General features: G+C 33.9%; 9 protein-coding genes and 1 pseudogene. 6 read left to right on the top strand and 4 right to left on the bottom strand.

Annotation, left to right across the window (positions count from 1 at the left end):
- Positions 1 to 72 precede the first annotated feature (72 nt).
- Together SPD89_RS01065 and SPD89_RS01070 are read right to left on the bottom strand one after the other, a co-directional pair.
- Positions 73 to 954, bottom strand: a complete 882-nt coding sequence (locus SPD89_RS01065) for a YicC/YloC family endoribonuclease (RefSeq protein ID WP_336260095.1) — start codon at positions 952 to 954, stop codon at positions 73 to 75.
- Positions 955 to 1,585: 631 nt separating this feature from the next.
- Positions 1,586 to 1,806, bottom strand: a pseudogene (locus tag SPD89_RS01070) (ATP-binding cassette domain-containing protein); the annotation flags it as partial.
- Between the two features lie 516 nt (positions 1,807 to 2,322).
- Here SPD89_RS01070 and SPD89_RS01075 point away from each other — a divergent pair.
- From SPD89_RS01075 to SPD89_RS22830, 3 genes are all read left to right on the top strand, one after another.
- A complete protein-coding gene (locus tag SPD89_RS01075) occupies positions 2,323 to 2,511 on the top strand; it encodes a helix-turn-helix transcriptional regulator (RefSeq protein WP_336260096.1) in 189 nt (62 codons plus the stop codon).
- Positions 2,512 to 2,552: 41 nt separating this feature from the next.
- Complete coding sequence (locus SPD89_RS01080) at positions 2,553 to 2,843, top strand: hypothetical protein (RefSeq protein WP_336260097.1); 291 nt, start codon at positions 2,553 to 2,555, stop codon at positions 2,841 to 2,843.
- Positions 2,844 to 3,101: 258 nt separating this feature from the next.
- Complete coding sequence (locus tag SPD89_RS22830) at positions 3,102 to 3,320, top strand: transposase (RefSeq protein WP_442961017.1); 219 nt, start codon at positions 3,102 to 3,104, stop codon at positions 3,318 to 3,320.
- Between the two features lie 1,217 nt (positions 3,321 to 4,537).
- Here SPD89_RS22830 and SPD89_RS01085 read toward each other — a convergent pair.
- Entirely contained in the window at positions 4,538 to 7,189 is a 2,652-nt protein-coding gene (locus tag SPD89_RS01085; protein WP_336260098.1) for a cation-translocating P-type ATPase, read from the bottom strand.
- A gap of 177 nt (positions 7,190 to 7,366) precedes the next feature.
- On the opposite strand from SPD89_RS01085, the gene SPD89_RS01090 reads away from it, so the two are divergent.
- Positions 7,367 to 9,061, top strand: a complete 1,695-nt coding sequence (locus SPD89_RS01090; RefSeq protein WP_336260099.1) for an Rqc2 family fibronectin-binding protein — start codon at positions 7,367 to 7,369, stop codon at positions 9,059 to 9,061.
- 251 nt (positions 9,062 to 9,312) lie between these two features.
- Here the strand turns inward: SPD89_RS01090 and SPD89_RS01095 are convergent, their stop codons facing one another.
- Entirely contained in the window at positions 9,313 to 10,173 is an 861-nt protein-coding gene (locus SPD89_RS01095) for a LysR family transcriptional regulator (protein ID WP_336260100.1), read from the bottom strand.
- Between the two features lie 1,304 nt (positions 10,174 to 11,477).
- Between SPD89_RS01095 and SPD89_RS01100 the strand changes: the two genes are divergently transcribed.
- Together SPD89_RS01100 and SPD89_RS01105 are read left to right on the top strand one after the other, a co-directional pair.
- A complete protein-coding gene (locus SPD89_RS01100) occupies positions 11,478 to 12,203 on the top strand; it encodes a trypsin-like serine peptidase (RefSeq protein WP_336260101.1) in 726 nt (241 codons plus the stop codon).
- Between the two features lie 18 nt (positions 12,204 to 12,221).
- Positions 12,222 to 12,701, top strand: a complete 480-nt coding sequence (locus SPD89_RS01105) for a hypothetical protein (protein ID WP_336260102.1) — start codon at positions 12,222 to 12,224, stop codon at positions 12,699 to 12,701.
- The last annotated feature ends 12 nt before the right edge of the window (positions 12,702 to 12,713 follow it).

Raw genomic sequence — 12,713 nt, forward strand, 5'->3', positions numbered from 1 at the left:
ACGTCGCGCTTTTAACCAGTGAGCAATAGGAAAGTTTTATACTTTTCTTATCTGCAAATATAATGAAAATCTTTATTCAATATTTTGAACTTGTTCTTTTATTTTATCGATTTCACTTTTCATGATTATGATCCATTCACTTATTTTAACATCCACAGACTTTGATCCAATTGTATTGACCTCACGATGCATTTCCTGTGTAATAAAGTCTAATTTTCGACCGATTGGACTATCCTGGCAAATAACATTCCAAAAATGATGAAAGTGACTACGTAATCGTGTTATTTCCTCTGCAATATCGCCTTTTTCGGCTAGTAATGCAATTTCTTGCAAAAGATAGACTTGATCTACATCCATCTCCTTACCAATATGTTGTTCAATTCGTGTTTTAATACGGTTACGATAATGAATGTATACTTCTTCTTTTCGCTCTTCTACTGATTTTAACATATTTTCCATCGTTTTTATTCTGTTTTGTATATCTTCAAGTAAAAAAGCTCCTTCAGTTTCTCGACTTGCTAATACCTTTTTACAGGCTCTTTCAATACTTTGGAGTAATAATGCTTTAAGTTGATCTGACTCTACCTTTACTTCTTGAACAGTGATAAGACCTTCGATAGCGGTTAAAGCGGAGAATGGAATGGCTTCTTTCATATCATATTTATTTTTAGCTTGTCTTAAAAGATCAATATATTGATCCATTAACTCCCAGTCAACATGTAAGTTTTTTTCGATTAAAAAGTCGCCGGCAATCGATATGTAGATTTCAATTCTCCCACGGTGAAAATAAGTTTGAATAATCTGTTTTATATCCATTTCTATGTTGTGTAGTGTTCGGGGGATTTTAGATATAACATCCAAATAGCGGCTGTTTACACTTCTTATTTCTACCATAACTATTGTTTCATCAATATGAAAAGTATCATTTCCATACCCAGTCATACTCATTACCATGTTAACTCACTCCAATATAAACTTATTATACATTTTTGGTAGTAATTTCTCTATCAAAATGAGAAAATTAATAGTAGCTTTAATAAAATTATTTTAAGAAGAAGAATCCGAACCATAATACAATTTTTTAATTAAAGTTGTATGATAGTCTGGATGTTATTTGGGGTTATGTTTATAAACATGAGTCAATATCCATAAACTGTGCAGTAACTTGAGTAATTTTCTTTGTAAATATCAAACAAAGTTGCGATGTAAATACCGCTACGGAAATACACTCCGCTTTCCACGGGCGGCTGATGAGCCTCCTCGTCGCTTCGCTCCTGCGTAGTCTCACCGAGGCCTTTCCTCCCGTAGGAGTCTCCGTGTATTTCCTTCGCTGTGATGTGCATAGTAACAACTCTGCACCGTTTGATACTACTATTATAATGGTTGATTGGAGCCGGAGGGCAGTCGACTCCTGCGGGAAAAGCACGTGTCTAAAGACCCCGCAGGAAGCGGTTTTCTTCCGAGGAGGGCTGAAGCCGTGCCTAAGGATGCGCAAACTGCTCGGAGGCGGAAATCAACGAAGCTGTTACTAATTTACAAATTTTCACTACTCAACAGTATCCATCAAACCATTGAAAATAGTAAATAATAATACATGTGAAAAAATCGGTAAGACCTCCTCAATATGATGGTTCACAAAAATGAGCGTCGGTGCATCTACCCGTTTCCCTATGTTTTCAATCGTTGCAAGCTGTTCTTCGCAAGCGACAAAATCAAGTTCACTTGTCGGTTCATCTAAAATGAGCAGTTGGGGTCTGCCATTAAGCCACGGGCAATAAGGAGTTTCTGTTTTTCTCCTTGTGAACATATTCATAATGTAAAAACGCCGATTTACCATTCCAATAAATATTAGTGCGCCCTATATTTTTTTAGGTTCAGAGAAAAGCCCTGCAAAACGCAAATATAAAAAAATGAAGACATGTAATACATATGTAAAATATATTTGACATATACCTGTCCAATATATTAACCTAAAATGGAAAGAACTTTTGACATTTATGTGAGGTGATAATTTGGTAGGATGGATTATTCCAATTTTTGTGGGTTTGATTTTGGTCTATAGTGTTAGTTGGTTCACAGGTGACAAAAATTATAGCGGTGTTGAAACAAGGGATGATGAACGTTCCCAATTAATAAAGATGAAATCCATCGTGGGAAGCTGGATTTTTCTCCTAATGATTTTATTGATAAGGTTTGTTATTGATTTGTTTAATTTAAATCAATTAACCATAACCTTTAAATTTCCAGAATTATTATATTTAATACTTTTGGTAAGTAGCTACTTTGTTTATTATTGGGTTTATAGCAGACGGTTGAGTAGCAATGATAAATAAAATTTTAGAATTACGAAAAAATAAAGGGCTTACACAAGAGACATTGGCAAAAAAATGTAATGTCACTCGACAAACAATTAATGCGATTGAAAATGATCGATATGATCCTACTTTAGCACTTGCATTTAAAATAGCGGATGTTCTCGATACAACTGTTGATGACCTTTTCAAACATTGATTTAAACTACGGAGTCATTGGTCACAAAGGAGGTTTTCTTGTTGTCCATTATTGGTTTGATTTCTATTATTATTTTAATTTTCATTATGATATTGGCTGTCATAATAATGTTTAAACAAGCACCAAAAGGTGATTTAAGCAAAAGGATTTTAGCGTTAACACCTATTATTGTAGGGATTTTATTTTCTATGTTAATTCCAGAAAGTTTTCTATCCATGAATAAGGGTCTATCATCATTTATAAAAATGATAATACCTTTTATAGGCGCAGCATTCTCATTGCCGTTAATTTTGAAAGCAAAAAAGGAAATTGAAAAAACAACTAGTAAATAAAAGGGCATATATAACTAAATTCGTCTAAATTTTGCAGGTATAATAGAAAACTAATACTCATTGGAAATCAAAGAATTAGCTGAGTTTAAGTTTTAAATGATGTCTGTATTCGATGAAGGCTTTTTGCACGAGGGTGGGGTAAGGGGCAACGTGGAACAATGGAAAATTACATCAAAGAAGGGGAAAATCGGGTTTGCTTTTGGAAAAATGAACAGCAGCAAATTTGAGGTTAATGCCGCCAAACTGTAAATAGCAGTATTGGCTTACAATTTCCACAATGGTCTTCGCCGTTTCTACATGCCAAAGAAGATGAAAAAACACCAGGTTCAGACGATTCGATTGCGCCTGATCAAAATCTCAGGGAAAATCACCCGTTCCGGACGATATATTTCATTTAAATTAGCCAGCAGTTCATTATACAAAAAAGAATTTCTCGGCACTTTAAGAAATATTCAAGGGCTTCCCAAATTGTGCTGATTGAGTATAATTTTCAAATATTATAGAAAATGAGTATATTTTCCTTAGAGGGATACGTATGTCCTTTTCTAGTTCAATTTATTTAGAAAATTCAAATAAAATCTGATTGTTAAATTTTTCATTTATCCTTTTTATCTAGCCTTTGAAAGAAATAATAGACAACAGTAGCTAAAATTGTGCCAAATAAAATATTTTGCCAATGAACTTCTGATTTGAGAAACCATTCCAAAGTAATTATTATAAAAAATAACAATACCCCGTAAATAATACTTTTTGCAATCATAAATCCTCCAGAAATTTGATTATTATTTAATAATAAAGTGAAAAAAACTGTTTACATGTTTAATTTATCCAACTTCTTTGTTACAAGCAAGCCAATGTTGACCTAGTGTAACTACAATACCTGGTATACTCCCTCTAACACCGTGATTAATTAAACCATTATCCCCCCCTTGTTCTATCAGATTACTTATCTGTAATCGTAATCCATACTAGACTTATAGTAAATACTTTCTAGACAAATCAAATGTCGTAGGTTTTTACTTGGATTTTTCATTAAAAAATCACCAACTTTTGAGGAGGTAGATATTGTTGTAGATGCTGCCCCTGATTTAGCACCCCCAGCTACTCCCATTCCACTTAAAATGTGCTGATTGCCATTAAGTACGTAATAATCTTTGCATAAACAATTCTGGTTTAATGGTTTATTTTAAAACAATTGTTGTCTGCTTTAGCTACCGTAATTTTTGAAGGGATATAATTTTTATCATTCACTTTTGACTTGCGTTTACAGCATCCTAATAAATCAATAATAAACGGTGTTTAAAAGAGGATAAAAGCATTAAAAAAACCGCATAAACACAGACTTTTTGTTATGATTAAGGTGCTATCCAAATATAAACAAAAGGACGTGTTATTATGCGGGAAAAACCAAAGAGATTGAAAAAGTATTCCAAACTCATGGGTTTTCAATTCATTCTATTGTATAGGATGCGATGTGCATGGGAACTTTCAATTTCTGTTTCCTTTGTCACAAAGCTGGATTTTCTAAATAACAAGGATATTCTGTTACTAACATCATCACACTGATGTTAGTTAAAGACAGGTGGAAAGCCCTGTTCCTTTGGGATACGTAACTCAAGAATAAAGTGCAAACTTCACAGAATCAATTTTTTAAAAATTGTCTCTATCTCTTCTAAAAAAATGATTAATCCCTATTAATTCTTTTTTGAAAAACCAAATAATACAGTTGGAATAGCACTTAATGCAATGATTAACAACCAATCTTGTAAACCTAAAGCCATCGTATAGAAAATTGGCTGTAAGGCTTCAACATACAACACAATAAGTAACATAAATAAAGAGGATATCACTGCTCCAATTAAATAAATATTATTAAATGGATTTCGGCCAAAGATTCCATTTTCACTTCGACAGTCAAATACATGAATAAGTTGTGCTAATACTAACGTAGTAAAAGCGACTGTTCTAGCATGAGTGAGATTTTCTGCCTGATTATCATAAATAACCATAAAAGCGATCAAAGAAACAAGCCCAATCATAATTCCCCGCGTAATGATTTTGGTTCCAAGACCTCTAGCAAAAACACCTTCTCTAGGATTACGCGGTTTTTGTTCCATAACATTTTTTTCGGGTGGATCAAGACCTAACGCCATTGCCGGGAGCCCATCTGTTACAAGGTTTACCCATAAAATCTGCACTGGAACTAGTGGTAGTGGCATAGCGAGTAGCATCGCAACCATCATGACAAAAATTTCTCCAACATTTGAAGCTAACAAATAGCGGATAAATTTTCGAATATTTTCATAAATATTTCTACCTTCTCGAATAGCTTCTTTAATCGTAGTAAAATTATCGTCCATTAATATTAAAGAGGAGGCTTCTTTTGTTACATCTGTACCGCTTATCCCCATACTTACACCGATGTTACTTGCTTTTATAGCTGGAGCATCATTGACGCCGTCCCCTGTCATTGCAACAATATGTCCACGTTTTTGAAATGCTTGCACAATCTTTAATTTATGTTCAGGAGTTACTCTTGCAAATACAGTTACTTTTTCTATAATATTAGCCAATGAATCTGTATCCATATTATTAAGCTCATGTCCTTCTAGGGTAAGCTCCCCTTCTTCTTGCAACCCAATTTCGCGTGCGATAGCTGCGGCTGTTTTTTTATGGTCTCCAGTTATCATAACCGTCTTTATTCCTGCCCTTTTACATTGATCAATTGCATCTTTAACTTCTTTTCGAGGAGGATCCTTTAATCCGTATAAGCCAACGAACGTTAAATCCTTTTCTAGTTTTGAAAGTTCTAATGGATCACCCCTTGATATTGATTTCACACTAATTGCAATAATACGTAATGCTTTTTCTGCCATTTCATCCATTTGACGCTCAATTTCTTTTGTGTCAGTAAGTCGTGTCCGACCATTTACATTCACTCGGTGCGAACATCTTGGAACAATCCTTTCTGGTGCACCTTTAGAAATAACGAATCTTCGTTTATTTTCATCTTCAACAACAACTGTCATTCTTTTTCTTGTAGAATCAAATGGGAATTGTTTAATAATTTTAAATTGATCTTTTATTAAGTGTGTTAACTCTAGTTTCCTAGCTGCAACTAATAGTGCTCCGTCTGTTGGATCACCATCAACAATATATCGTCCCTTTTTTACAAATAATGAAGCTTCATTACAAAGTAAACCATAAAGCATCATCTGCTCCAAATTCGGATAGTTACGATCAACTTTCTTATCATTAACGAAAAAATCACCTGTCGTTGTATAACCTTCACCGGAAACATAGATATGTTGATCATTTATATACATTTCTTTTACTGTCATTTGATTTTCAGTAATGGTTCCTGTTTTATCAGAACATATGACAGATGCACAACCTAACGTTTCTACAGCAGACAATTGTCTAACGATGGCTTTTCGTTTAATCATCCGTTGTACACCCAAAGAAAGTGCTACAGTGACGATTGCTGGTAGCCCCTCAGGGATAACGGCAACAGCTAAAGAAACCCCGGCTAAGAACATGTCATACAATGGTTGTCCATGATAAACTCCAATTCCAACCGTTAGCGCCGTCAATAAGAGTACAACATAAATTAAAATTTTCCCTAACTCCATAAGTTTTAATTCTAATGGAGTAATAACTTTTTCTGTCTTATCCATTAAGGAAGCAATCTGACCAAGTGCAGTATTCATACCCGTTTGAATAATAATTCCGGTACCACTGCCTTTTGTCACTAATGTTCCTTTAAATCCTATATTATGTTGGTCTTGCATTGCAACATTATCTTGGTAAATAACTTGGCTTGTCTTTTCAACAGGCAATGATTCACCTGTTAACGTTGATTCTTCTGTTTCTAATTCGTTTGCTTTAATGATACGAATATCAGCTGGAACACGATCCCCGGTTTTAATACGAATAACATCTCCAACAACTGCTTCTTCCGACGGTATCGCTTTCCAATCTCCGTCACGCAGTACTCTTATTTTTGGGGCAGACAGCTCTTTTAATTTTTCCAGTGACTTTTCTGCCTTTTGTTCCTGAAAAAAACCAATAAATCCATTCAATAAAACGATCACCATAATAGCAAGTGCATCGATATACTCACCAAGCATACCAGCAATTAACGTTGCAGCGAGTAAAATAAGTACCATGAAATCCTGAAACTGCTTAACAAATAATATCAAAAGGGATTGCTTCTTCGCTATCTCAAGTGTATTTGTTCCAAATTTTTTCCTTCGTTCTTCTACTTGTTTTTCTGATAATCCTTTTTCTTGATAGACATGTAATTTCCGTTCGACATCTTTTATCTCTACCTGATACCATTTCACATTTCATCCCCACCTATTTTATGCAATATATTAGAAAACTACAGGTTTGCAAAACTTGGTTGCACTCTGCACCAAGAAAGTTTCATGCTTTCTTATTGCTAACTAAAGACTACTTGTACAATATGTATGCAGACTCGTCCGAAATAATGCTATAATAGCGTGTGAGGTGATCTGATTATGCCATTTGACGGAATTGTTACACGTGCAGTCGTTAATGAATTAAATGAAATAATCACTGGTGGTAGAATAAATAAAATCTATCAACCAACGAATACAGAAGTTGTAATTACTGTAAGAAATAATCGACAAAACCATACTTTACTCCTTTCGGTTCACCCTTCATACGCAAGACTTCATGTAACGGAAGATACATATAGAAATCCTGATGAACCTCCGATGTTTTGTATGATACTTCGGAAGCATTTGGCAGGGGCTGTAGTTGAAGAGATTGAACAATTTGATTTGGAACGTGTGGTGACATTTCGCTTTCGGGCTATTGATGAAATTGGTGATGCCGTTTCAAAAACACTTATTATCGAGATTATGGGCAGACATAGTAATGTTGTCTTATTAAATGAAAATAAAAATACAATCATCAACTGTTTAAAACATATCGCTCCATTTCAAAATCGATATCGTACACTGCTCCCTGGAGCCTCTTATAAATTGCCACCACCTCAAAATAAATTAAATTTACTTGAGACGGACGAAGAACAATTTATAAAAAAACTTGATTTTAATTCAGGTAAACTGGACAGACAAATTGTGCAAACTGTATCCGGGATCTCCCCTTTTGCTGCCAAAGAAATTGTACACCGGGCTCATTTAGGCGCAGAATCGGCATATAAAAAAGAATTTACAAAATTTAAAGAACAAGTACAACATCATTTATATGAACCCGCAATTTACCAAAATAAAAAAGAAGATTTTCATGTTATCCCTATTTCTTATATAGACAAATGGATGAGTTTTTCTACTGTAAATGAATTAATTGATGCATTTTATTCAAATAAAGCTGAAAGAGACCGAGTCAAACAACAAGCAAGAGATTTAGAAAAGTTTGTTCAAAATGAATTGGCTAAAAATAAACGGAAATTAAAGATTCATGAAAAAACGATTGAAAAAGCGAAAGATGCAGATCTGTATCAAAAACAAGGAGAATTATTGACAGCGCATATGCATCTCGTTAAAAAAGGTGACAATAGTGTTAAAGTTGTTGATTATTATGATCCGGAACAACGTGAAATAACAATTAACTTATTGCAAGATAAGACGCCGAGTGAAAATGCTCAACTCCTTTTTAAACGTTATCGCAAACTATCTACGGCAAAAAAGAATGCCGCCATTGAAATTAGAAAAACGAAAGCTGAAATCACTTATTTAGAAAATATTTTACAGCAAATAGAACATGCCAGAGATGAAGATGTGGAAGATATTCGAGAAGAATTAATAGAAGAAGGATATATGAAAAAACAAATCAAACGAAAAAGAAGGCGTAAAAAACCAACGCCTGATAAATTTACTTCTTCGGATGGAACGACCATTTATGTCGGCAGAAACAATAAACAAAATGAGTATGTCACCCAGACGCTCGCAAATAAAAATGATATTTGGCTTCACACACTAGACATTCCTGGTTCGCATGTAGTCATTAAATCATCGGATCCTTCTGAACAGACATTATATGAAGCGGCCGGGCTTGCCGCCTATTTTAGTAAAGCCCAACAATCTGCTTCCGTTCCAGTTGACTACACTGAAATACGTTACGTAAAAAAACCTAGTGGAGCTAAACCAGGATTTGTAACATACAGTGAACAAAAAACACTTTTTGTAACGCCGGATGAAGAACTGATTAAAAAACTAAGAAATTAAAAAGAGTCTGATTCTAGATACTGGATGGAAAATTTTGTTGCAGAATAACTCTTGATGTTAGTCGTAAATCTTAGAAAACTTGGCTTACCACCAAGCCTTGGCGAGAACTAAAATTGCACTTACGAGTGATTGAGGTGCTAGTACTGGCGTTGCGACAGGACGTCGCGCTTTTAGCCAGTGAGCAGTAAGAAAGTTTTATACTTCCTATCTGCTAAAAAGGGCTACAACCAATTAGTGGATGTAGCCCTTTTTTAGTCAAATTGTTCACTTAACAATAGATCAATAAAACTATTTACCTGTGGTAGTTTTCTAATTCCTCCTTGGTAACATAACCAAGTATCCCTTGTAATTGCTTCACCTTGAACTTCTAGCGGAAGATGAGGAAATTTATCCATTAGAACATGTGATATACTTTTTGGAAGGATTGCCATTCCTAGCCCTTGTTTCATAAATTGTTTACATGTTTCTATTTGATCAACACTAATTTTCTGAATCGGGTTAATTTTATCTTGATGAAAAAAGAGCCAGTGATTCATTAAGTCTTGAAAATAATCATCACTCTTAAATGAAATGAGCGGGCGTTGTTTCACTTCATCTTTGTTAAAAGGTTCCGTATCAAAAATATAAAGAGGATCCTTAAATAAAAGAATGGACGTACTATCTTTTATTTTTTCTCCTCGCACTATTGTTACGTGATATTTTGTATGATCTCTTATTAAATTTTCACTTAGACCTGTAACTAGATCGATCGAAACTAACGGGTACATATTGGTAAACTTCGATAGAATGGAAGGTAAATAACGTTGGCTAATTACTGATGAACAAGCAATTGATAAAGTACCACGGACTTCGATACTGGATGCTGCCAACTTGTTTTTAATTTCCTTCTCTCGCTCAATCACTTCCTTAGCGTGTTTTAAAATCATTTCACCACTAGGTGTCAATTTGAGTCGCTTTGAAGTTCGAATAAAAATTTGTTCTCCAAAATATTCTTCAATAAATTTTAAACGTTGTGATACAGCTGGCTGTGAAATTAGTACTGCTTTTGCTGTTCCCCTTACGGTCCCAATTTTTTCAAGTTGAATTAATAATTCGTAATCATCAATTTTCATCTTAAAACCCTTTACTATATAAGTATTTTTAATCACTTTCTATTATATAATAAAATTACTTCAATTTCATCAAAAATCATATTTAATCAGGTAGCTAATGATGTTCATCCTTCCATTCTTCTCTGTTCTAAGTAAACTGTGACGTAACGATTTATCACCGTTGGGGAAAAGTGTCTCTACCTCCGTTCCGGAATGTGAGTCGATGAACAACATGCTGAGTCCAGATCTAAGATGTCGAGTCGATCTGTAAGACGTGTATGTTTCGATATTAATCGTGACCGTTTTGAGTAAGGGTCATGGAAAAAGGCATGTTTCGATGTTAATCGTGACCGTTTTGGATAAGGGTCATGGAAAAAGGGCATGTTTCGATGTTAATCGTGACCGTTTTGGATAAGGGTCATGGAAAAAGGGCATGTTTCGATGTTAATCGTGACCGTTTTGAGTAAGAGTCGTGGAAAACGGGCATGTTTCGATGTTAATCGTGACCGTTTTGAGTAAGAGTCGTGGAAAACGGGTATGTTTCGATATTAATCGTGACCGTTTTGAGTAAGAGTCGTGGAAAACGGGCATGTTTCGTTATTAATCGTGACCGTTTTGGGTAAAGATCATGGAAAACGGCGAGTCTGTTTCCATGATGTCGAGTCGTCCGTATCGATTTATTAATAAGCAGAGCCTTATATCGCAGTTTATGGATTATATGAATTACGCAATCTTTTTTGTAAGACCAGCAATTGATCTAATCCTATAAAAAAAGCCCATATAATTAATTAAGGGGTTCCATTTCCTTAGAGAAAAGTCATGAAAACAAGTAAATTCACTATCTAATTCACAATATAATTAACCTATTATTTTCTTTCCCAAAACAACAAAAAGGTATTAAACAGAAGGTGCGAATTGCAGCTCTTTTGTAATTAATTTTATTGTTAATTTAAAATATTCTGATATTGAAAAAATATTACTTTATGATATTGTATAGTTAATCAACCCACTAATTATCTAAGGAACGAAGTGCTTTAGAAGTTGAAATTTAAAAGGGGAGTTGTTTATGAGAAAACAATTAGGTAGATGTTTTTTTCTAGTTACTTTATTTTTGTTGTCTGTTCCTATGTTTGTATTATGCAGACCCTTTAACCATACACGAAGAACCTATTTATTCAAAATCGGTTAAAGAAGATGATGAATCATTAAGTCGTATCATAAAAGGGAAAGATGTCGATTTGTCCTTTTTAGCTGAAGATAACATGAGATTAAATGAGTAGCAATATCTAAAAAAATGGAATAAACATAATCCAGATCATCAAGTATTGAACGTAAAAATAGTAGGAGATAATGAAGAAAGTGAATCCAATATTTTTTCACCTTCTGTCGTTATCGGTCCTGATGGACGAGCCAAAGTTTCTAATATTAATGTTACCCCGTATAAACAAACACTCTACCTGGAATCTATATATATAAATACTTTTAATGATTTAGTGGTTTATAGATGTTCAGGGTCATTTTTTAAAGATAATTATGGTCAAGGAAAAGTGCTAACTGCTGCCCATTGTATTTATACACGTGATATGGACGAGAACTTTGTTCAAGGTTATGCAGCAGGGATGGCTATATATAGAGGAATGAAAGACGGAGTGTATGATGATGTTTCTTATGCGAGTTCTGTTAAAATTCCATATGAATATGTTGATAGTGGACAAATAGCTACTGACATTGGTACTGTTACAATGCAGGATGATTTGTCTATTGGGGTAGGAACTTTAGATTTAGAAAATGCTTCCTCAAGAACTGTGAAAATTGGAGGTTATCCTGCTGATAAACCAAATTATAATCAGTATATAATGAGTGGGAGTGCTAACTTGAGCAATGGAGTTTTAAGCTATACGATTGACACTTTTGGTGGACAAAGTGGTGCTACTGTACTGGATAATAATATAAACAAGGTTATTGGTGTCCATTCTGCAGGTAGCAAAACTAATCAAAAAAATTATGGAGCTGCTTTAGATCCACTTATAATTCTTTTTGTAAAACGATAAAACAGGAGTTTCACTAAAATGAAGAGGATAATTTACTTTTTGTTATTAGGTATAACAATAGCCATGACATTTCTTATTTATAAACAAATTGTTTTTGAGAATACAGAATTAACAAATGAAGAAGTGAAGGAAGAAGAAATTGAGTTTAAAATGTCTGGCTATTATTACTTTGGCTATCTTGATGAAAGAGAAAAACAAGATAGTAAGTTTGAAAAAGATTACTTTCACAATATGGATAACCACTTTCAAGATTACTATAATAACATGTTCATAATGTCTAAAGAAGATAAAGAATTAGAAGAAGATTATATAAAATATTTTGAATCGATAGGTGGGTTGAGTCTTTATTCAATACCGGGTACAGGTTTAAAATTAAAAAATGGTGACTATATAACTTTTATTGTGAAATCTCCAATTAAAGAATCGTATCCCGCGATGATTGATAAAATTGAAAATGTTGAAGTGTTACATCCTAGAATTTTTGAAGTAAAGAAATGAATTTGACCATTA

Origin of the sequence: Pseudogracilibacillus sp. SO30301A, assembly GCF_037072025.1 — a bacterium.
Lineage (GTDB): Bacteria > Bacillota > Bacilli > Bacillales > Amphibacillaceae > Pseudogracilibacillus.